We start from the raw sequence: 21,997 nt of genomic DNA, 5'->3' as shown, positions 1-21,997 counted from the left end.
CTCTAGCTAAAAACTTTCGCAAAATGATCCGCCAATTATTCTAGGCAAAAACTTTCGCAAAATGTTCTGCTAATTGAGTCAATACTTGGCAAAAGGCTTCAACTTCTTCAAGAGTTGTTTGATCCCCAAAAGAAGCTCGAACAGCTCCCCTTGTTATCTGATCTGGGTAAGCCATTTCTTTTAAAGTATGGGATCCTGAAAGTGCCTTACTGGAACAAGCGCTAGTGGTGGAAATATAAATTCCTTTTTCTTCCAAAGCGTGTAATAAGACTTCTCCCTTAACATTTTCTAGGGCAAAGCAATTAATATAAGGTACTCCATCTTCTGGGGATAACCAGTAGGCGTTATCTAAAGAGGCCACTGTCTTCTTCAATAAAGTTTGAAGTGGTTGACAGTCCCCGTGATTAGGGTGACGTCTTAAAGCCTTAGCCATGGCACAAATACCAGCTAAATTTTCTGTCGTGGATCGTAGACCATTTTCCTGACCACCACCAGTTAATTGAGGACTAATGACCCGACCATGTTTTTTATAGAGGAAGCCCACTCCACGAGGTCCATGAAATTTATGTGCTGAAAATGACATCAGATCTATTCTCTCATGCGGTATAATCTCGGAAAAAGCGCCAAGAGATTGCACCCCATCTACATGCCAATGAATGGTTGGATAGGCTTTTAAAAGTTCAGCAATATCATTTAAGGGTTGGATGGCTCCAACTTCATTATTCACTGCCATAGTGGTCACAAGAATCGTGTCTTCTCGTATAGCTGCTGATAAATCCTTTATAGAAATTTTTCCTTCTGAACTAACCGGTAAAACAGTGAGATCTATTATCCCTTCTTCTTTAAGTTGACCCAAACTTTCTAAAACAGAAGGATGCTCAATTGAAGAAGTAATCACGTGTCGGCCAAATTCCCTTTTTGCCTCTACGGTTCCTCGAATGGCAAGATTATTGCTTTCCGTTCCTCCAGATGTGAATATAATTTCATCTTTCTTTCTGTTCAACAAATCAGCAATTTGCAAACGAGCTGCTTCTAAGAGATGGTAGCTCTTTTCCCCTAAAGCATGTAAACTAGACGGATTTCCCACATATTCTCTAGCTACCTTAGTATAGGTCACGAGAGCTTCTTCATCAGGAAAAGTAGTGGCTGAATTATCCAAATAAATCATCATATCCTCCTAAACATGAAGGAACCGATGCCCCCTTAGACGCACCGGTTCTCTTGTCTTCTCATTCTAAATCAAGCGCTTGTCCTTTTCAGAGAAATAAGTTTGTTGAACCTTTCTAGAAGAACCTGGTTCCACTCTCTCCAACTCTGCTTGAATAATATGAAGAGCTTTTTCATAGTCATAAGTGCTGTCAAAGACTTGTAAACTAGACTGAATAGCTCGAGCGACTTGTTCATCTTCTAAACGATAACGGTTAGCATATTGGATGCTGGCTTCCGTTAAACGCGCTTGATCCACAATAGCTTCCGTTTGCTCATCAAGCTTTTCCATATTGTTATTGATCGCATTATCCAGATCTTTCAACTCGTTCAAGTCAATCTTCACACGATCCAATTCGTTCACTAACTTTTCAATTAAATCAGTGTTCTTAAAAAAGAGTTGCAAATAAGACTTAGGCAGACCAGGAAGATGGTATTTCTCAACGAAACGCTTCATATTTCGCATCTCAAGCTCATAGCCATCCAAGTTGGCTTTCAATTCATCTTCACTCGTCTTCAAAGAGGATAACAAGGCCATTAAGGCTTGTTGTTCATCAAAAATGGATTGCAATTTCCCCTCTAAAACTTCATAGTGAGTGGCAACAACTGAATAAGCTACACTATGACCTTCTAATTCCTTATCATAATGTTGTAGGAGGCGTTGTTCCTTATCTAGTTGCTCCTCAACCTTATCTAAATTCGCCTGATGACTATCTTCTAAGACGTAATTTTGAGACAGACGATCTATTTCTAGGCCAAGGAAATGATTGTTATGCTGTAATTTGACGATTTGCTCATGAATAGCTTTCGTATTATGCAGTACATAAGTCTTAGCTTCCACTTCAGCTTCTAACTTATCATAAAGTTGATCAACATCTCGTTCTAGTCGATCCAAAACTTGCTTAGCTTCAACTACCTCAATCTGATTGAGGGCTTGCGTTGCTTTTTTCACTTCTTGCTCTAATTCGCTAATTTCACTTAAAACATCCAATTTATGGAAGACGAATTGTTGATCGACCATTTGTTGATAGCCAGAGCGAATATCGGCAATTTGTGCCACTAGATCGTGATCTAAGCGTTCCGTTAAATCAGGAATTTGTTGACTGATATCTGTCAATTCATTGATTTCTTTTTCGATCTCATCTAAACAAGCTCTAGCTCCCACGTGATCCCCAGCAGTAGAGAGGTTTTGGAATTTATCAAAATCATTATCCACATAGGCCAAGCGCTTTTCAACTGCAGGCAAAGCTCCTTTAAAGAGCACACTTTGCGAGAGAACTTGTTTCCTTAACTCCTTGAATTTATCATTCACCCATTCAAATTTTTGACGATTCTCAGCTTCGCTTTCCAATAAAAGTTGTAACTGTTTATAAACATTTTCAATACTGGTCTTGGTCTTTTCAGCTTGTTCCTTCCCTTGATTCAAATGTTTATTCGCTTGAACGAGGTTAAAACGTTCATTAGCTTCTTTAGCTTTTGCAATTTCTGTTTCAATTTCAGGAAATGAAAAACGAGTTATCGTCTGCCAAGTGGCTTGGTGGCTGTCAAAATCCCGTAAAGATTGCCCAGTCAAAGGCATTTTCTTCAGTTTATAGATATGATCCGCCACTGGAATTTTTAATAAATCCTCTCTGGTCTTCTCTAATGCCTCGATGTCCTTCCTTTGCTGGTGTTGAAAATAATAAAAAATGGCGTACCCGACTAGTACACAGATAATCAAGCCTAATAAAATATTTAAAAAGCCATTGCCGGAGTTCATAGCTATTCCTCCAATTAAATTCTCTTCCGATCTTGTGGTGGTGACCCTATTCTATGCCTTCCCCTCCACCATTCGTATCATTTTACAGTATAGCAAATATCGGCGTCAAGTTCATCCACTTAAGCCTCACTCATCAGAATTTTATAAAAGAAAGTCCCATCAATCGTTTAAAAATAATTTCCTGCTTTTTAAGACTTGTCTAACCACAAGAAAGTTTCCACTTTTCCCTTGACAGCAAAATAAGTGTTTGTTAAAATGAATTTTGTGTAAAATTTGCAGCAGTAAACTAGACTGACGTCAACAGAGGGTTGTCCATACTATGGTGGGAATAGTAACCAACGGCTGCTTATAGGTGAAATTCTAAAATCCTCTGAACGTGGTACGAAGTTTATGTGGCGTAATTTTACTCCAAACTATTTTTGAATGGAGGACATTCTATGTCACGTTATACAGGACCAAGCTGGAAAAAATCTCGCCGTCTTGGCATTTCTTTAACCGGCACTGGTAAAGAACTCAACCGTCGTCCTTACGCTCCAGGGCAACAAGGGCCAAACCGTCGTCGCAAACTTACTGAATATGGTTTGCAATTACAAGAAAAACAAAAATTACGCTTCATGTATGGGTTGAACGAACGTCAATTCGTTAACACCTTCAAGAAGGCTGGCAAGATCAAAGAAGGTAAACACGGTGAAAACTTCATGATCATGTTGGAACAACGTTTAGATAACGTCGTTTACCGTCTAGGCTTTGCAACAACTCGCCGTCAAGCTCGTCAATTAGTTAACCACGGCCACATCACTGTCGATGGTAAACGTGTTGATATTCCTAGCTACCAAGTTGAAGTTGGCCAAGTAATTGGTTTACGTGAACGTTCTCAAAAATTGAAGATCGTTCAAGAATCTCTAGAAGGCTTATACGGTCGTCCAGAATTCATTCAATTTGACGAAAACAAATTAGAAGGTTCCTTAACTCGTCTTCCTCTTCGTGAAGAATTGACTCAAGACGTTGATGAATCCTTCATCGTTGAATACTACAACAAATTAGGTTAATTTAGACTAAAAATCAGTTCTGCAGTGAAACTCATATACAAACTTTTCAGGCAAATGAACTGTGAGAGGGCGAGTCATCGCTCTCTTTTTTTTTTACCTTCTTTTACAAGTCTTCCCCTAGCCTCTCCCCTCTTTCTAGATTATAATAAACAGGCATCCTCTAGTTATTTTTGAAAGGAGTCCCCCATATGAAAGGCATTGGGATTGATCTAGTTGATCAAGATCGTATTCGACAAATTATTCAGAAGCACCCTAATTTTATCAAGCGCATTCTTACCCCAGCTGAAATAAATCTCTTTAATAAACTTAAAGGCGATCGTCAGGTGACTTTCTTATCAGGTCGCTTCGCTGCTAAAGAAGCCTTCAGTAAGGCCTATGGAACTGGCATCGGCCCTCAATTAAGTTTTCAAGATATAGAAGTGCTGAATGAAGCTTCTGGTAGACCTTATATCGCAAGGTCTCCTTATCCATCACAAGCTTTGATCTCCATCTCCCACGACAAAGATTTAGCAACCGCTATTGTTTATTTAGATTAATAGTCTAAAGTCTTGTAGAGGCTAGAGCTATACTATTAAACGCTTAAGGCACGGATCATCTATCAAATATAAGACCCCCTAAAGTTAGATTTTTCAATCTCTCTTTAGGGGGTCAATCAATTCTATAGGCTTCTTGTATTTTAGAAAGAAGTTAGATTCAGCTTTGAATCAATAGATCAGCCATAGCTCATTTAGAAATTGATCCTACCTAAATTTTCAACCTCTCTCTATAAGCTAACTTTATAAGCTAAATTTATAAGCTAACTCTATAAACTCACTTTTTCAAATTGCTGACCGTCTATTCCTTTTGATGAGCTAATGCGACTAGATCGCTCTCCTTCAATTCCTCTAAACTGCAGACCCTTTGCCCTAGAGTTGATGGGAAATGATTAAGAGCAAATTCATGACCTGACTGAGAAAAGCTAGCTACCCCATCACTTAAGACTGTCACATCATAGCCTCTATAATAGGCATCGATTGCGGCATGTAAGACACAAATATCCGTGCAAACTCCCATGAGAATCAATTCTTTTATCCCATGTTCATGTAAACGATGGTCAAGATCTGTTGCTTCAAATGAGGAATAATAGCGTTTGTCCATCCAATAAACATTTTCTTGCTTCTTATGTTCTTCATACCAGCGTCCTACCCCCTTGTAAAGGAAGCGCCCGCTTGTTCCCATAACATTGTGAGCTGGGAAAAGTCTATTTTCAGGATGATATTTATCTTTGGGATCGTGCCCATCTGTAGGAAAGACAATATAATCCCCACATGCATCAGCATATTTAATGGCTTCTACAATAGTCCCTTCAATCACTTGACCCGCTTTCCCAGTGGTCAATTTCCCATCATCTGCAACAAAATCATTTGTATAGTCAATGACTAACCATGCTCGCATTTCATTTCCCCTCCTAAATAAACCCATACCCTTGGGCTCGTATCAAACTATATTCTTTAGCGAATCATCTTTCCATTAACTTAGATGAAATCCATAGTATTGAGTGTAGATCAAGTTTAGGCCAAAAAACTTAGTTTAACTCATCTACTTATTTAAGCTAGTTTTTATATAATAAAGGCTAATACAATAACTACAATAATCGCCACAAGCGTTAAAGCAATCGCTCTATTTAAGAAGCGGTCATAGGCCTTCATTTTTTTCTGCTTTTTTAAACGTCCTACTTGACCCAGTGAACTTTTCTCTTCTCCAAATTCTTCTTCGATGCTTCTTCCTCTAAGACTATCTGAGGAAGAACTATACTGAAAATCAGCATAGCCTTCTTCCCCTTCATTTCTTCCCTCATAATAATTCGCCTGATCTTCAATCATTTCTTCTCTTTGGTCTCGATCATTCTCTTTATTAAATGGCCACAAAGCCTGGAAGTAATTCTTTTTTTCTATAGCTCTTTTGTGATGACGGTCTGATCTTCCCATCCACTCTCTCCTTTTTATTCGCCTCTTTATTCTAGATCCTAATTGAAAACTTCATCCCTACTGCCATCATGAGCTCAATGGATCAGCTGTAAGACGCTTAATTCGCCATAAATCGTAAGCCATTAAGGTTTTAGCATCCAGAATTTTCCCTTTTTCTATCATTTCAGTCATTTGGTCAAATGTCACAGCTTCTAAATCTAGAAATTCATCATCGTCTTCATCTTTTGGATCTTTTATCGCATAAAGGTCGTTAGCCTCATACAAATAGAGAACCTCACTTGAATAACCAATACTTGTCGCAAACTTGCGTAAATAAGTCCAAGATTTAGCGCCCATTTTCGTTTCTTCTTCTAATTCTCTCTGGATGGTTTCAAAAGGATCCCTATCATTCCCTTCAATTTTACCAGCTGGGATTTCAAATTGAACAGATTCGACAGCCTTACGATACTGACGAACTAGAATCAAGCTTCCATCCGAAGTAAAAGCCATCACTGCAACAGCACCTTGATGACGGACAATCTCCCTTGTAGCTATTTGCCCATTTGGTAAAGATACCGTAACTCGATAGAGATGAACAACTTTTCCATCAAATATTTCCTCTTCTGATAGAGTAGATTCAGTAAAGGCCTCATCTTTTGCAGATTTTAAATTCAATTTGCTCTTTTTCACACTATCCCTCCTCGTGATAAAAATCTCAATTATCAATCCAGATAAAGATTATTTAAGATAAACTTAACTTATTTTACCACACTTAGCTTACCATAAATTGACCCCATCTAAAAATCATCCCTAAGTCTTATAAGGAAGCATTGTTTTTTTTGCTATACTAGAAGTGACCATGAAAGGATGATGACGATGGAGAAAAATGACTATCTAACATTTCGAGCTTACAATATCCTCTTTTTCTTAGTCTTCTCAGCAGGATTAGTATTGAGTATGCTCAATCCCTCTTTGACTGAAACTTGGGTAATTATTTCATTCTTAGGCTATATTCCAGGTTTTATCATTTATCGTTATATCGCTCCAGCTCTTATAGAGAGTAACTTTCTACGCCTAAAACGGTCAAATGGCAGCAGCCGATCGCATCGTTTTAGAAAAAATAAAAATGCTATACCCGCTATACAAAAGGAACGTCTCGAATTTTACTATAGCGAAGGCATGGATGATGAGGATATCCTTTTCTTCCGTAAGCAAATGGCCAAAAGTAAGCAACAAATTCTATCGATTGAAAAACTTTTAAAACAATCTACAAAATTAAATGTGATTGCCAAGCGATATGATTTACTGCCCATCCTAAAAGATTATTTTAAAGCCATCTGTGATCACCCAAAACGCATGAATGAAGCAGAGGCTTTCCTTTATTCCTACCTGCCTACTTTCTTGGAGATAACTGAAAAGTTCATTGAAATTCAAAGCCATGTCTCTAAATCGAAGATGACCTATCAAACCCTCAACCGTTCACTGGAAACTTTAGAAGCTCTTTGCCAAAATATCCAGCGATCTTATGAGATTTTTATGGAAAACGACATCGAGGACATCGGCATTAACCTACAATTGATAGAAGAACGGATGCAAAAAGAACAGGATCTTTTGACAGGCTTTCAAAAAGATGCTGACCTTAATGTGCCAGATATGAAAAAATGGTTGAACGATCCAGATAAAGAATTAGAGCAAATTTTAATCAATGCACATCAACAAGATAAATCGCTCTCTCATAAAAACCTTGATAACTTTGATGAATTTTAAACTTTATGTTCTTTAACTTTAAATCCTTGGCTAGGTCTTTATACCTTGCCTCCAAGACACTACACCAGAAGCTAATGAAGATGATCCCCCCAAAAAAGATGCTCTATCTCAGTCGTCGCACGAGGAAACACTAGTCTATCAATAGGGCTTTTCACCTCTTCCTTTCAAGCTATCACATACAAAGATCATTAATAATAACACTGACCACATACCCATGTAAAAATAGGAGGCTAGCTTATGTCAGCAATTGATCCCCAAAATAACTCAATAGACGATACAGCTTTAGAAAGTGATAACTTATTTCAACATTCTCCAGGAGACGCAAAATCCACTAGCCTAGATGATCTTTTAGCCAATCCTTTTGAAAATCCAGCTGAATCATCATTGGATGGGACTAGCGATTTAGGCATCACGAAAGTATCTAGCACTACAACTACAACCCGTTTATTGGATTCCTTGACAGATGAACGGAAGCAACAGGCGCAACAATTAGCGAAACAAATTGACGAAAACAACGCCCAAGCCCTTATCACTTATGGTGCTGCTGCGCAAAAAAAATTAGGTGAATTTAGTCATTCCATCCTTTCTCATGTTCGGGTAAAAGATACTGGAGCTATTGGCGAAAGTTTAACAGAACTGATGTTTAAATTGAATGAAACAGATCCAAAAGAACTCAAACAAGCTGAGAAAAATATTTTTGCTCGTTGGTTTGGCAAAGCACGTCAGTCTGTTTACGAAATAACGGCTAAATACCAACAAATAGGTAATCAGGTCGATAAAATTGCTATGCGTTTAAGTCACGAAAGGAACGGCCTAATCAACGATAATATCACCTTAGAAAAAATTTACCAGCAGAACAAAAATTTCTATGAAGCCCTCAACGTCTATATTGCAGCAGGTGAATTAAAGATAGATGATTTACAAAAGCGCATCATTCCACAAGCTATAGAAAAAGCGAAAGCTTCACGTGACCAAATGGACGTCCAAAAGGTTCATGACCTCAATGCCTTCGTCGAACGCCTAGACAAGAGAAATTACGACCTAAAACTCACCCGACAAATGACCATTCAACAAGCTCCTCAAATTCGCTTAATTCAAAATACCAATCAAGCTCTAGCAGAAAAAATCCAATCATCAGTCACGACTGCTGTTCCTCTGTGGAAAAATCAAATTGCCATTGCCTTAACGCTTGTTCGTCAACGCGATGCCTTAGAAGCACAAAAAGCTGTCACTAAAACGACCAATGATTTATTGATCAAAAACTCCGAAATGCTCAAGCAATCTTCTATCGAAACCGCTAAAGAAAATGAACGGGGCATTATAGATATTGAAACTCTACAAAAAACTCAGTCCAACCTAGTTCAATCTTTAGAAGAAACTATAAGAATCCAACAAGAAGGTCGTCATAAACGTAGACTGGCTGAACGTGAACTTTCTCAAATGGAAGAACATTTAAAGAATCAACTTTTAGAACTAACCAGCAAAGAAAGATCATGGGCAGATTAGAGCTCGAGCGCTGACGAATCCATTCTCACTAACTGATCAAGGAACTTATTTGCTGTTCCACTTAATAGCCTCGCTACTCCTCTTAAACTGTATCGGGGCTATTTTCTAGTCGTTTTTTAGATAAGTAGTAAAAAGGCCAGTTGCTATGCAACTGACCTTTTTTTATTTTATGCTTAATTAAAGTGGAACTGGTTAGTCCCCTAAAGTAGCAACCATTACAGCCTTAATCGTATGCATACGGTTTTCAGCTTCTTGGAAGACTACAGAGTGTTCGCTTTCGAAGACTTCATCGGTAACTTCCATTTCAGAGATGCCATATTTTTCAAAGATTTGTTTCCCAATCTTCGTATCAGTATTGTGGAAGCTTGGTAGGCAGTGTTCGAAAATAACGTTCTTGTTGCCTGTTAATTCAAGCATTTCTTTCGTTACACGATAAGGTTCTAACAATTCAAGACGTTCTTTCCATACTTCATCAGGTTCACCCATAGATACCCACACGTCAGTGTAAAGGACATCAGAGCCTTTAACCCCTTCTTCAATGTCAGAAGTGATTAAGATAGAACCGCCTGATTTTTCAGCGTAAGATTGGCATTTAGCTAGAAGTTCATCTTCTGGACGCAAAGCATCTGGACATACCAAATGGAAAGTCATCCCCATAATAGAAGCCCCGATCATCAAAGCATTAGCCACATTGTTACGGCCATCCCCTACATAAGTAAAGTTAATTTCTTCGTAAGGTTTCTTCAAAACTTCTTTAGCTGTTAAGAAGTCAGCTAAAACTTGTGTTGGGTGGTCAGCATCAGTCAAGCCATTCCATACTGGAACACCAGAAAATTCGGCTAATTCTTCTACTGTCTTTTGAGAGAAGCCACGATATTCAATCCCATCGTACATCCCACCAAGTACACGAGCTGTGTCTTTAGCTGTTTCCTTAGTACCCATTTGGCTACCTGTTGGGCCTAAATAAGTCACATGAGCGCCTTGGTCAAAAGCAGCGACTTCAAAAGAGCAACGAGTACGTGTAGAGGCTTTTTCGAAAATTAAAGCAATGTTTTTACCCTTCAAACGTGGTTGTTCAGTTCCTAGATATTTGGCCTTCTTTAAATCTGCTGCCAAGTCCAATAAGAATAAAATTTCTTTCTTAGTGAAATCTTGCAAGGTCAAAAAGTTCCGGTTACGTAAGTTTTGCATCAATATTTCCTCCTTAAATGGTTGCTTTTAGATGCGACTCAAGAAGAGGAAGGGTTTACATTTCTGTACCTCTACTATATGTCAACGCTTTAAGTATAGCCAAAATTACGGTTTTTTACAAGGGATATCCGGCAAAGGATGGGCAATTATCTTTAAATTTACCACTTTTTAATAAAAAAATTACCTTCCAATAATTTTTTAAACAGTCAAAATTTTTTTGAGTTTGATTATACTTTTTTATCTATAGTCCTTATCTAAGCTAGACTTGCCTTCCCTCTTAATTAGCCTTTCATTCAGCCAGACTTGCATATCGGTTGACCCCATGTAATTGCCAAGATACAATAAAATTAATCCATCAGTGAATTCATTTTACTGAAGACTATAAAAAGAAGGAGACTAGCCTTATGTCTAAAAAAGTTGTTATTCTTGTTGGATCATTACGCAAGGAATCTATCGCTAGAAAAATTGCTAAAATTTGCCAATCTTTCTTTTCTGAAGACTTCGATCCTGAAATCTTAGAAATTAGAGATTTGCCACTCTATAACGCTGACTATGATAATCCTGATGAAACTGATTTCCCATTACCAGAAGTTTACAAGAGTTTTCGTCAAAGCATTAAGGATGCTAGCGGTGTCTTATTTGTAACACCTGAAAACAATCGGACTATCCCAGCATGCTTGAAAAATGCTGTAGATGTTGGCTCTAAACCAAATGGGGACGTTGCTTGGACTAATACACCTGTCGCTATTATTAGCCATTCTGTTGGCGCTATGGGAGGTTACTCTTCTCAAAAGAACCTTCGCCTTGCTCTTTCTTACTTTACTATGCCAACTATTCAACAACCGGAAGTATTCCTAGGTCATTCCAACCAATTAGTGGGCGATGGTCAGTTCACAAAAGAATCTACTACAGAATTTGTTTCTAACTACATCAAGAAATTCGAAGCTTTAATCGAAAAAAATCCTAAAGCTTAATGACACATAGGAAAAGCTCCCATCCATCTGGATGGAAGCTTTTTTTATTTATTTCTGACCGAACATTCTGTGATAACTTTATTCATCATCCGGTAATTCAAAAGTAAATTCTTGATTAGAGTGAATGACACGTGGACGTTTAGCCCCTGCTAGTGGCTTACCAGCTTCTGCTTTCCCTTGGCGTTCAGCTAGACGTTGTTTCAAAGCTTCCCCTTCAGAGCGGACTCTTATCCGTTGAGTGGAATCTTTCCAATCATCTGCTTTTTCTTCTACTGAGGGAGCTACTTGAGGAGTTTCATTTTTCTCTTCTTTAGGCTGACTTGCCTCTTCTTCCTTAGCTAGAATTGGAGCATCTTTCTTTTGACCTATTTGAATAGTAGCATCATCGGTAATAATTGTTTTTTCTTTCATCTCAACTGGTGCAGAGGCAGTAGCTGCTTTAGCTTCAGGAGCTTTTTCTTCAACAGCTTTCCCTTTCAAAGGAGTTGTTGCTTCAAAGTTATCTTTTTCATGCTTTTGCTCTTTAACTGGAGTAATTTTTTGCGTTTCCCCCAATTTTGGGCTAGGACTTTTAGCCTTTTTATCTTCAACAGCTTCACCTAAGACTTTCTTTTCAGGATGAAAGGTTTCAAAAGTGGTCGTTTGATGCACATGAGCTCGTTTGATTTGCTCATCAGATAATGGCTTAAAGGCTTTAGTTTGTGTCAAGTCTTCAACTGCCGGATTCATACCATGAGACTTACGCATCATTTGCACTTCTTCACGCCGTTGTTCTTTAGACATTTCCTTAACCCGTCGTTTACGATCATCCATAACCTCTTTTACGGTAGGCGCAATAACTTCAGGGCCTTGACTGTTATTTAATAATTTGTCCCATTCTTCACTCTTGATCATCTCTAATTGAGTTTCAATCATTAACTGTACTTTTTGACGGAAGACACGACTATCACGTTGAAGAGCGTCAGTTTCGCGATTAATCTTTGTCGCTTGACGAGCAGCGTCTTTCAAAATTTTATCGGCTACACGTTCTGCTTCAAAAATAATCATTTCTGCTTCTTTGTTCGCATTTTGTTTGAGACGATCTGCAGCATCTTGTGCCACAATAATCGATTTGTTTAAGGTTTCTTGAATGCCATGGAAATGGGCAATCTTTTCTTCGTTAAATTGAATTTTCTTCTCCATTTCCTCTTGCTTCATGAGAAGATTTTCAAATTCACGAATAATTTCATCTAGGTAATCATTCACCTGTTGTTGGTCGTAACCCCGTAAACGAACAGAGAACTCTTTATTATGGATGTCTAATGGTGTCAAACTCATCACTGTCTCCCCTTCTACTTATTTCTCTCTAATAAACCCAATGTGATATGGATACGATCTTTTTTGCTTCGACCTCTTATTTGGCGAAGTTGTAAGCGACCTAAGCCCCTAATTGACACGATATCCATTAAAGCAAGCATTGCATCTACTCGTTCTGTTTCCATCCAATTAACTCGCACTTTTCCTTGCTGTACAAGGTTTTTAGCTCTTTGACGAGACACATGAAAGCCAGCGCTGATAACAGAATCTAATCGCAAGCTAGTCACAGTCACCTCTATAAGCTCCCAAAAATCTTTTGGTAAGATCACTTCTGTTAATGGACGAATAGCATACTTAACCTTCATTTTACCAATTTTTGTTGCTTCTTGCATTACAAAAGGGCAAATTGTTTGATCAATTACTATTTGCCAGTTCTCTCCATCAGATAAAATATCTCCAATATACTTTCGATCAATTCCTGTATTTAAGAGAGCCCCCAGAATTTGCGGATGTGAAAGTTCCCCAAACTTTTTAGCATAGGAAATATCCAATAAGTTCAATTGGTAATCTTCTGTTTCTGGTCTAAAGTAAGAGGGAAAGAGAATCGCTCTCTTCCTTTCACTATCATTATAGCCCCCCTCAAAGGCCAATCGAACTTCCCCATCATAGCCAATAATTGAGCGGGCAATAAACTGTTGACGTGGATCTAAAAAACCAGTTAACACTGGGGCATAACGATCCAAAACTTGCCCCCTCAATTCATCGATACGGTCAAGAAAGATTTCTTCTTCTGGTTTAAAGTGCTGTAAAATATCTGGATCCATAAAACGCCTCTACATTTTTGCTAATAAAACGAGTATACCCTTCTGAGCTAACTGAATGAATAAAACTGCTGCTAGTACAGAAAAACTCACCCCACCGAATGACGGGATCATTCGATCAAATACCTCCATTACTGGTTCACACAGTTTATCTATCCAAATACCCAGCTTAGAATCTCTAGCATTTGGGAACCACGATAAAAGAGCATAGGCGACCAAGACTATACTATATAGATCTAATATTTTATACAGGGCTAATAGCACATGCATCATTTGACTTCACCTCACTTTAGTGATTAGTGACTTGAAAAGAAATGATTCAAGCTTTCTTGTTCTTTAAGTATGCCTTCTATAGTTAAACTAGCTGGGGTGGCAATAAAAATTCCTTCACGAATTTTTTGCATATCCCCACGAATGGCATAGGTCACACCTGATATAAAATCAACGATTTGAAGCGCATCTTTACTATCTACTTTATTAAAATTAATAATGACCGCTTTGCCAGAAATTAATTCCTCTGCGATTTCCTTGATTTCATCATCATAAACTCTTGGTTCTACCACATGGATAACTGAAACCGGCTTATTCGTAATTGCCCTATTGGCTCGATCACTAAGATATTTTTCATCATGTGCACTGCGCACAGCTTGCCGATTCTCTCTTCTAGTGTATGTTTCTTCAGCCATTATGGGTTCTTGTGATAAGGAGGCTTGATAAGTCTTTTGACTCCGACTACCTTCTTCTTGAGCTTTGGCTTCATTACTAGATACAACTTCGTCCCCATCCTCATAATTATCATAATCAGCATAGCCATCTTCTTCAGGCTGTAACATAAAGTTTTTTAGTGAATCTAAAAGACCCATAATCCCATCCTTTCTTTATCTGAGTAATAGTGAAGGTCTGGCCGAGACCAGACCTCCTTCACTAAGCTTACCGATTCCGTTTTCTAAAGAAAGGCGGTGTGTCTAACCCATCATCTTCATTGCTACGGTGTTCTTCTACTCGTGGCATGTCGGTGTCAAAACCAGCTCTCTTGACTTCAACGTCTTGGTTTTCTCTATGGGTAGATTCACGTTTGATATCCCAATCACCGAACAATTTGCTTTCTTTCTTTTCTTCTTTAACTGGTTTAACAGCTTTCTTTTCTTTGTAAGCTTCTGGTTGATTGCCAATAGTGTTACGACTGGCAAAAGGTGTTTGCCGTTTTTCAGGAGATTTACGTTTTTCAGCACGTTTATCTTCATCAATACCTGTCGCAATAACTGTAACAATAACTTCATCGTTAAGGTTTTCGTTAATAGAGGTACCAAAGATAATATTCGCTTCAGTAGAGGATGCTTGAGCAACAATCTCACTGGCGTCTTGTGCTTCGAACAAGGTCAAATCTGGTCCCCCAGCGATATTCAAGAGGATTTGTTCAGCTCCTTCAATAGAAACCTCTAATAATGGGCTAGAAATTGCCTTCTTAGTGGCCTCAATTGTCCGGTTTTCACCGCTAGCCATACCAATACCCATCAAGGCTGACCCTTGATCTTTCATCACAGTCTTCACATCAGCAAAGTCTAAGTTCACATAACCAGGAGCAGTAATCAAATCAGATATCCCTTGAACACCTTGGCGAAGGACATTATCGGCTTCACGGAAAGCTTCCAACATTGGTGTTTTCTTATCGACAATTTCCAACAAACGATTGTTAGAAATGATAACCAAAGTATCCACATTTTCCTTCATCGCTTGGACACCTTCAGCTGCGAAGCGACCACGTTTAGGGCCTTCAAAGCTAAAAGGACGTGTCACAACCCCAACTGTTAAAGCGCCAGCTTCTTTAGCTAACTTGGCAACAATCGGTGCAGCACCTGTCCCTGTACCGCCACCCATACCAGCAGTCACAAAAATAAGGTCAGCCCCTTTTAGGACTTCCTTCAATTGTTCTTCACTTTCTTCAGCGGCTTTACGACCAACTTCAGGAACAGAGCCAGCCCCTAAACCTTTTGTCAACTTAGGTCCTAATTGAATTTTAGTTTCAGCTTTTGCCCCTTTTAAGGCTTGGGTATCTGTATTCACTACGATAAATTCGACGCCTTGTACACCTTCATCGATCATTCGGTTAACAGCGTTGTTCCCTGCTCCCCCGACACCGATGACTTTAATTACTGCGCCATTTTCCATAGCATTATCGAAAGTATATTCCATTTTTATCCTCCTAGATGTCCTACTACTCTTCCATTAGCGATTTAAAGAAAGCTGATAGACGTTTCCAAAAATCGTGTAATTTTTTGGAAAAAGCACTGACTTGTTCTTCATGCGCTTTTGTTTTCTTCATTTGACGCGCACTACTTTTATTAGCAATCGGACTTGGCTTTCTAAGATTCTTAGCTGACTCCTCTTGTCCTTTTTCTGGAAGCTTTAGACTAACTGGGTCACTTCCTTGAACAGTGATGGATTTAGGAGCATTAGACTTTTGCGCAATCCGATCAATTTCTCCTAATTGGCAACTATAGGCAATTAAGCCTAGAGAGCTAGAATAGGATGGGTGCCGTAGCCCCATTTGATCTGGCATATATGGTTTCACAGTAAGTCCGAACACTTCCTCGGCTAAAGGAAGTACTCCAGGCAAACTAGCTGCTCCCCCGGTAATTATCATTCCCCCAGGCAAATCTAAGGCATTGACTTCTTCTAAAGCCCGCTTGATAGTTTGGAAAGTTTGCAATAAGCGTGCTTCAATAATCTCGGAAAGATAATGTTCATCCACCCGTATGGGTTCTTTCTTTCCAATTGTTTCAACTGGGAAAAATTCTTCTGAAGAGCTATCGGCTGATACAGCATAGCCATATTCACGTTTAATTTGTTCTGCATTGTCCAGACTAGTGTTCAAAATAATAGAGATATCCTTGGTGACAAAATCGCCACCTTCTTGGTCTACAAACGAGAACTTCATGAGTTGTTCATGGAAAACGGAAACACTCGTTTGTCCACCACCCATGTCTAAAAGCAATGTGCCAAACTCTCTTTCTCCTTCAGTTAAGGCAACTTGTGCAGTTGCAATGGGTTGAACCACTAAATCCACTAAAGTTAAGCCGGCTTTTTCAACGCAGCGTTTAATGTTGTGAATAATCGTCCGAGGCCCTGTAACCAATTTGGCATGAAGTTCCAAACGAACGCCTATCATGCCACGTGGATCCTTGATACCATCGAAACCATCGACAATAAATTCATCTGGTAAAACAGAAATAATATCCCGTTCAGGCGCCACTGAACGAACTTTTGCAGCCGCAATAACGTTAAAGACATCTTTGTCCGTAATCTCACGATTATCATTAGCTACTGCGATCATTCCGTGGCAGGCTTCAATTTGAATTTGGTTCGATGGAATGCCTACAACTGCCTGACGAATTTTCATCCCAGATTTTTGTTCAGCTTGGCGAACTGCACTCTTAATGGAGGCAACAGTTTCGTCAATATCAACGATGACCCCTCTTGACAAGCCTTGGCTTTCTTCGGTACCTACTCCAACAATATTAATTTGTCCTTTGACGTACTCCGCAACGACGACTTTAATAGAAGTGGTTCCGATGTCTAAACTAACATAAATATGTTGCTGATTCATTTCAATCGAACCCTCCTAATGTTCCAATTTTTCCTTTATATTTTTTCAATCCATACACGTCCATTTTATCATAAAATCAGAGGGAAATTATAGCATTTGCCTTAAGATTTACCTATCCTCACCATTTTTTGCCCAATCATTCTCCACAACTTCCCAATTATTAGATCCACGAGCTTTAAAATAGGCCCCTTCTTCTAAATTGAGCCAGCCTTTTTTTGAGCCGATGATGGCTTTCATCTCTTTATAGTAGGCCATTTTCTTAAAAATATCTTGTCGTTTACCCAGTACTTGTTGGCCATCGTTCATTAACAAGTCAACCTTATCACCATTTTTTTTAGAAAAACGGATCACAGCAATTTCTTGTCGGATCTCATCATCCAAACGATCCAAATCCTTCAACATATCCTTGACCTGATCCGGTAGATAATCACTTCTAATCAGTGGCAATAACTTGTTATTATTCCGAGATGGACCAGGTAGAAATTCACCATTTTTCATCACATAAAAAGATCTCTTGCCCCTCTTCCATCTCGCAAGTGGCTTAGCTTCATCCACTTTTAGATAAACTTTCCCATCAACAAAAATTTTAACTTGCGCATCTAAAAGTTGAGGAGAAGTCTGGAGCGCCATATTTTCCAAGTGCTTTCTTTGCAGAAAAGCATCGATTAGGCTTGTTCCCTTTCTGATGTCCATATGCTCCACTATAGCTTGACTTGAAATCAAATGATTTCCTGAAACCTTAACACTCTGAATTTGACCCAAAGGCGATAAGAGATATAAGCCAGTGAGCCCCATCAGGAAAAACAAGAGGCGATATAAGAAAAAATCAATTCGTCCTTTCATGGAAACTCCCTTCTCTTTCCCACTATATCAGTCAAGGGGCAAAATAGCTATAACAGGCCCCTATAGCTTTAGTCGTCTATAGGGACCTATTCTACTAAGTCCAAAGTTATGTCTAGCCTTGCTCATCCCATGGCCTTTCAATTACTCAGCTAGCTCTTGTAACAAACAACTATCTTATATCCCTTACATTCGAACTTTATCGTCAACTCTCTATAAGCTAGTGATCTTAAAGTAATCCTTCAATCAGCTCCAAAATTCGTTCAGAAGCATTTCTTACACCCATGTCATAGGCAGCCTGAGCCATCATTTTTTCACACACAGGATCATTTAATATACTGTCCATTTCCTTTAAGAGTAACTCTCCAGTCAAATCACTCTCACGTATCAAAACAGCAGCTCCTTTTTCCGCTAAACTTAGTGCATTGTGCTCTTGATGATTCCCTGTTACATAAGGACTAGGGATAAGAATACTTGGTAAACCTAGTGCCGTAATTTCTGTCAAAGTTGTCGCTCCTGCCCGGCAGACGATCAAATTACATCTCGCAAGCTTTTCCGGCATATCGTCTATATAAGGGAGTAATTCTATATTGTCTCTCAGATCTTCCGTCAAATTTACCTTCACTTGATCGTAAAGTTTTTTACCAGTTACTAAAGTGACTCGATAGTTTCTTTTAGCCAGTTCCTTATAAGCTTCCAAGAAAGCAGTATTGATGGCTTCAGCGCCTTGGCTCCCCCCAAATATCAAGACTTCTTTTTTATCCCCTTGATGATCTAGGGAGTCTTTTATTTGTTCAATCACTTCTTGCCCTCTAGGATTTCCCGTATAGACCAACTTATCTTTACATGACCCAAAATCCTTGGCTACATCTTCAAAGCAAATAGCAATACGACTAACAAAGCGAGATAAGAACTTGTTGGTAATCCCTGCTACGCTATTTTGTTCATGGATAATGCTTGGATAGTGTAATTGACTAGCCGCCAAAAGAACTGGTCCACAAACATATCCTCCCGTACCAATCACCACATCCGGTTTAAATTCCTTTAGGAGTTTTTTTGCCTTGGCAGTGCTCTTTATCATATACCAAAGGGTTTTAAAATTTTCCAAGGACAAGGAACGTTTGAGGCCTTGAATCTTGACCATTTCAAAGGCCATGCCAGTTTTAGGGACAATGTTTTTTTCTAAGCCACGTTCAGAACCGATATAAAGGAATTGTGTCCCTGGCCTTTTCTTTTCAATATATCGTGCTAGGGCTAAGGCAGGATAAATATGCCCTCCTGTACCGCCTCCTGATAAAACAATTCGTAATGGTCGTGACACATTTATTCTCCTTTCAGTTGATCCATGTAGTGAATAAAACAATCCCCACGTTGTTCAAATGTTTTAAATTGATCCCATGAAGCACATGCTGGAGAGAAGAGAAGAATTTCTCCTTCTTGAACACTTGCTGCCGTAAGCTTTACCGCTTCTTCCAAATTATCCACGACAGTAACTGGAATAGCCATTTCTCGGCAAAAATCGGCTAATTTTTGTCTTGTTTGCCCATACACAACAGCAGAAGCCACATGACTCACATAAGGAGACAAGTCTTCAAAACCATTGCCCCTATCCAATCCTCCTGCAATCCATCGAATCGGTTGATTAAAGCTTTTCAAAGCAATAGTCGTTGCAGCAATATTTGTGGCCTTTGAATCATTATAGACATGTGCTCCATGATAGTCATCAATTCGTTGCAAGCGATGTTTAACCCCATAAAAACTTTTCAAACTATGAAGGATAGTCTCGTTGTCAACACCTAGAATTTTGGCTACAGATAAAGCAACTAAGGCATTTTCAATGTTTTGAACACCCGGCAAAACAAGATCTGTGGTCTTCATCACTTCTTTTCCATCATAATAGATCCTATCATCTTTTACACAAGCACCTTTGTCAAAGAATTGGTAGGCATCAAATGGCAACAATTTTGCTTTAGAGTGTTCATGAACCAATTGACTTAATTCTTTATCATGAGCATTGTAAATCAGATAATCGTCAGGCCCTTGATTGGCTGTAATCTTCATTTTAGCGGCTAAATAAGCTTGACGAGACCCATGATAATCATAGTGAGCCCCATAAATATTTGTAATAGCCGCAATATATGGGCGGAGCTTCTTTGTCCCTTCTAATTGAAAGCTAGACAATTCTAACAAAAAGAAATCTTCTGGGCTGAGTTCTGGCAATCGATCCGCGATCGGGATACCTATATTCCCACCTAACTTGACCCGTTTACCAAAAGCTTGACTTAAAATATGATCTGTCATTTTAGTGGTCGTCGTTTTCCCATTACTCCCAGTAATACCAATAATAGGCGCCTCGCTGAGTAACCCAGCTAATTCTGCATCAGTAATGACTGGGATCCCCCTTCTGATAGCTTCTGCCACTAAAGGATTCTTATAAGGAATACCTGGGTTCTTAATCAAAACATCGACATCCCCATCTAAGAGGGATAAAGGGTGTCCACCTAAAACAGTCTGAATCCCTAATCGATCAAACTCTTCTTTCACATCATCCGGAAGCGTTTGGTTTTGGTCATTCACAAGAACTTTCTTTCCCATCTTCTTCATTAAACGGGCAACTGCACGACCAGTTAATCCTACGCCCAAAACCACTACCGATTTTGCTTCAAATGCTGATTCTTTCACGATATTTCCTCTTTCCTTTAATAACTATTGCCTATGATCTAACTGCTTTCAACAAAGGTTTCTAAGAAGCCCAAAACCTCTGTTGAAAGCAGAGATACTCTTGATTCATCTCTGCAAAAACATATTTTAACACAAGCTAAACTTCTTGTAAGCATAAGGCTAATAAAGCTAGCAAATAAGTCTTTCATAATTGACAAGAAAATAGCTTAAAGCAGGCACATTGTCGACTTATCTTTTAATAAAAATCCTTCATCAAGTTGCTCTTTATAACATTTGCTTGATGAACTAATTAAACCCCCTTATGCCTTAGATCGTCTACTTGTATGAGAATTTAATGACTAGCCCCTTCTTAGCAAGTAGAGTCTCTACTATTGACCAAAGCCTTTTAATATAGCCGAAGCTTTTTAATATAAATGGATCGCTAACAAACTAAATACGGCGGTTATAAGCGCAAAAACAGCTACGATTGACGTTTCCTTCCATCCACACATTTCGAAATGATGGTGAATAGGACTCATTTTGAAAATACGTTTCCCTGTCGTCTTAAAACTGATCACTTGCAAGATAACTGAAGCCGTTTCTATCACATAAATAATCCCTAAAGAAAGTAATAGCAAAGGACGACCTAGCATCAAGCTCATTAGCGCCAATAAACCACCAAGAGCTAAAGAACCTGTGTCCCCCATAAAAATCCTAGCTGGCTTTTTATTGTAGATAAGAAAGCCAAGTAACCCTCCAATGAGTAAAGCAGAGAAAGCCTCTATACTAGAAAATCCTTCTTGATAAGCTAGGTAAAAGTAAGCTAGAAAAGATATGGCTGTTGTCGTCCCCGCTAAACCATCCAAACCATCCGTTAAATTGACTGCATTGGAGAAACCTACTAACCAAAACACTGTAAACAAAAGCGTCAAAAGGGGAGAAGATAGTTTGAAGAAAGCAAGATGAAGTTGCCAGTCGTTTACCGAAAAATAGAGGCTCGCCCAGACAAGAATAGCTAGGCCAACTTGGCAGAAAAATTTTTGCTTAGAGGTAAAGCCTTCATTATGATGACGGAAAACTTTAATGGCATCATCTACAAAGCCTATAGCTCCAAATCCAAGCAAAGTGATCAGTAAAGGCAACCATTCACTTGTCATTGAAAAGGACATTGCCCACATGACTAGGAGGAAAAAGAGGCTAGTCACAATAAAAATTAGGCCACCCATTGTTGGGGTTCCACTTTTTTTCTGGTGCCAACTTGGACCTTCTTCACGGATTTCCTGTCCAAATTGATGCTGTTTTAAAAATTGAATGTAAAAAGGCATAATAGTGGCAACTAAAATAAGATTTAGACCGCCAATAAATAGCCATGTG

At 38.9% G+C, this 21,997-nt stretch carries 21 protein-coding genes; 5 read left to right on the top strand and 16 right to left on the bottom strand.

The window, feature by feature from the left end:
* Positions 1-40: 40 nt before the first annotated feature.
* Both D3H64_RS06995 and D3H64_RS06990 read right to left on the bottom strand, forming a co-directional pair.
* Positions 41-1,168, bottom strand: coding sequence for a cysteine desulfurase family protein (locus tag D3H64_RS06995; protein ID WP_121565538.1), 1,128 nt, complete (start codon positions 1,166-1,168; stop codon positions 41-43).
* A gap of 66 nt (positions 1,169-1,234) precedes the next feature.
* Positions 1,235-2,965: a septation ring formation regulator EzrA gene (locus D3H64_RS06990; RefSeq protein ID WP_121565537.1), complete on the bottom strand. Its 1,731-nt coding sequence runs from the start codon at positions 2,963-2,965 to the stop codon at positions 1,235-1,237.
* 437 nt (positions 2,966-3,402) lie between these two features.
* Between D3H64_RS06990 and rpsD the strand changes: the two genes are divergently transcribed.
* Complete coding sequence (gene rpsD / locus D3H64_RS06985; RefSeq protein ID WP_121565536.1) at positions 3,403-4,014, top strand: 30S ribosomal protein S4; 612 nt, start codon at positions 3,403-3,405, stop codon at positions 4,012-4,014.
* 188 nt (positions 4,015-4,202) lie between these two features.
* Entirely contained in the window at positions 4,203-4,550 is a 348-nt protein-coding gene (gene acpS / locus D3H64_RS06980) for a holo-ACP synthase (protein WP_121565535.1), read from the top strand.
* 298 nt (positions 4,551-4,848) lie between these two features.
* On the opposite strand, the gene D3H64_RS06975 is transcribed toward acpS, so the two are convergent.
* The 3 genes from D3H64_RS06975 to D3H64_RS06965 all read right to left on the bottom strand — a co-directional run bounded on the left by D3H64_RS06975 (position 4,849) and on the right by D3H64_RS06965 (position 6,650).
* The gene (locus D3H64_RS06975; protein WP_121565534.1) at positions 4,849-5,448 is read right to left on the bottom strand and encodes a cysteine hydrolase family protein; all 600 of its coding nucleotides are present in this window, start codon (positions 5,446-5,448) and stop codon (positions 4,849-4,851) included.
* 164 nt (positions 5,449-5,612) lie between these two features.
* Positions 5,613-5,981: a hypothetical protein gene (locus tag D3H64_RS06970; RefSeq protein WP_121565533.1), complete on the bottom strand. Its 369-nt coding sequence runs from the start codon at positions 5,979-5,981 to the stop codon at positions 5,613-5,615.
* Between the two features lie 66 nt (positions 5,982-6,047).
* On the bottom strand, positions 6,048-6,650 hold the full coding sequence (locus tag D3H64_RS06965) for an NUDIX domain-containing protein (protein WP_121565532.1): 603 nt from the start codon (positions 6,648-6,650) through the stop codon (positions 6,048-6,050).
* Positions 6,651-6,836: 186 nt separating this feature from the next.
* On the opposite strand from D3H64_RS06965, the gene D3H64_RS06960 reads away from it, so the two are divergent.
* Together D3H64_RS06960 and D3H64_RS06955 are read left to right on the top strand one after the other, a co-directional pair.
* Positions 6,837-7,727: a 5-bromo-4-chloroindolyl phosphate hydrolysis family protein gene (locus D3H64_RS06960; RefSeq protein ID WP_158589250.1), complete on the top strand. Its 891-nt coding sequence runs from the start codon at positions 6,837-6,839 to the stop codon at positions 7,725-7,727.
* A gap of 237 nt (positions 7,728-7,964) precedes the next feature.
* Positions 7,965-9,233 carry a toxic anion resistance protein gene (locus D3H64_RS06955; RefSeq protein WP_121565530.1) on the top strand — a complete coding sequence of 423 codons (1,269 nt, stop codon included), beginning with the start codon at positions 7,965-7,967 and terminating at the stop codon, positions 9,231-9,233.
* Positions 9,234-9,425: 192 nt separating this feature from the next.
* Here the strand turns inward: D3H64_RS06955 and argF are convergent, their stop codons facing one another.
* Positions 9,426-10,424, bottom strand: coding sequence for an ornithine carbamoyltransferase (gene argF / locus D3H64_RS06950; RefSeq protein WP_121565529.1), 999 nt, complete (start codon positions 10,422-10,424; stop codon positions 9,426-9,428).
* 404 nt (positions 10,425-10,828) lie between these two features.
* On the opposite strand from argF, the gene D3H64_RS06945 reads away from it, so the two are divergent.
* Positions 10,829-11,398, top strand: coding sequence for an NADPH-dependent FMN reductase (locus tag D3H64_RS06945; RefSeq protein WP_121565528.1), 570 nt, complete (start codon positions 10,829-10,831; stop codon positions 11,396-11,398).
* A 78-nt stretch (positions 11,399-11,476) separates the two neighbouring features.
* Here the strand turns inward: D3H64_RS06945 and D3H64_RS06940 are convergent, their stop codons facing one another.
* The 10 genes from D3H64_RS06940 to mraY all read right to left on the bottom strand — a co-directional run bounded on the left by D3H64_RS06940 (position 11,477) and on the right by mraY (position 21,948).
* Positions 11,477-12,715, bottom strand: coding sequence for a DivIVA domain-containing protein (locus D3H64_RS06940; protein ID WP_121565527.1), 1,239 nt, complete (start codon positions 12,713-12,715; stop codon positions 11,477-11,479).
* Between the two features lie 14 nt (positions 12,716-12,729).
* A complete protein-coding gene (locus D3H64_RS06935) occupies positions 12,730-13,518 on the bottom strand; it encodes an RNA-binding protein (RefSeq protein WP_121565526.1) in 789 nt (262 codons plus the stop codon).
* A gap of 9 nt (positions 13,519-13,527) precedes the next feature.
* Positions 13,528-13,788, bottom strand: coding sequence for a YggT family protein (locus D3H64_RS06930; protein WP_199700148.1), 261 nt, complete (start codon positions 13,786-13,788; stop codon positions 13,528-13,530).
* Positions 13,789-13,811: 23 nt separating this feature from the next.
* Complete coding sequence (locus tag D3H64_RS06925; protein ID WP_121565525.1) at positions 13,812-14,378, bottom strand: cell division protein SepF; 567 nt, start codon at positions 14,376-14,378, stop codon at positions 13,812-13,814.
* 67 nt (positions 14,379-14,445) lie between these two features.
* The gene (gene ftsZ / locus D3H64_RS06920; protein ID WP_121565524.1) at positions 14,446-15,708 is read right to left on the bottom strand and encodes a cell division protein FtsZ; all 1,263 of its coding nucleotides are present in this window, start codon (positions 15,706-15,708) and stop codon (positions 14,446-14,448) included.
* Between the two features lie 22 nt (positions 15,709-15,730).
* Complete coding sequence (ftsA, locus tag D3H64_RS06915) at positions 15,731-17,122, bottom strand: cell division protein FtsA (protein WP_121565523.1); 1,392 nt, start codon at positions 17,120-17,122, stop codon at positions 15,731-15,733.
* A 108-nt stretch (positions 17,123-17,230) separates the two neighbouring features.
* Entirely contained in the window at positions 17,231-17,965 is a 735-nt protein-coding gene (locus tag D3H64_RS06910; RefSeq protein WP_121565522.1) for a cell division protein FtsQ/DivIB, read from the bottom strand.
* 226 nt (positions 17,966-18,191) lie between these two features.
* The gene (gene murG, locus D3H64_RS06905) at positions 18,192-19,283 is read right to left on the bottom strand and encodes an undecaprenyldiphospho-muramoylpentapeptide beta-N-acetylglucosaminyltransferase (RefSeq protein WP_121565521.1); all 1,092 of its coding nucleotides are present in this window, start codon (positions 19,281-19,283) and stop codon (positions 18,192-18,194) included.
* A gap of 2 nt (positions 19,284-19,285) precedes the next feature.
* The gene (murD, locus tag D3H64_RS06900; protein ID WP_158589249.1) at positions 19,286-20,644 is read right to left on the bottom strand and encodes a UDP-N-acetylmuramoyl-L-alanine--D-glutamate ligase; all 1,359 of its coding nucleotides are present in this window, start codon (positions 20,642-20,644) and stop codon (positions 19,286-19,288) included.
* Positions 20,645-21,048: 404 nt separating this feature from the next.
* On the bottom strand, positions 21,049-21,948 hold the full coding sequence (gene mraY, locus D3H64_RS06895) for a phospho-N-acetylmuramoyl-pentapeptide-transferase (protein ID WP_370448462.1): 900 nt from the start codon (positions 21,946-21,948) through the stop codon (positions 21,049-21,051).
* Between the last annotated feature and the right edge of the window lie 49 nt (positions 21,949-21,997).

This window comes from Atopobacter sp. AH10, assembly GCF_003664595.1.
In the GTDB taxonomy this organism is placed as follows: domain Bacteria; phylum Bacillota; class Bacilli; order Lactobacillales; family Aerococcaceae; genus Atopobacter.
Note: the sequence above shows the minus strand (reverse complement) of the source record. Positions and strands in the feature narration are given on the sequence as shown.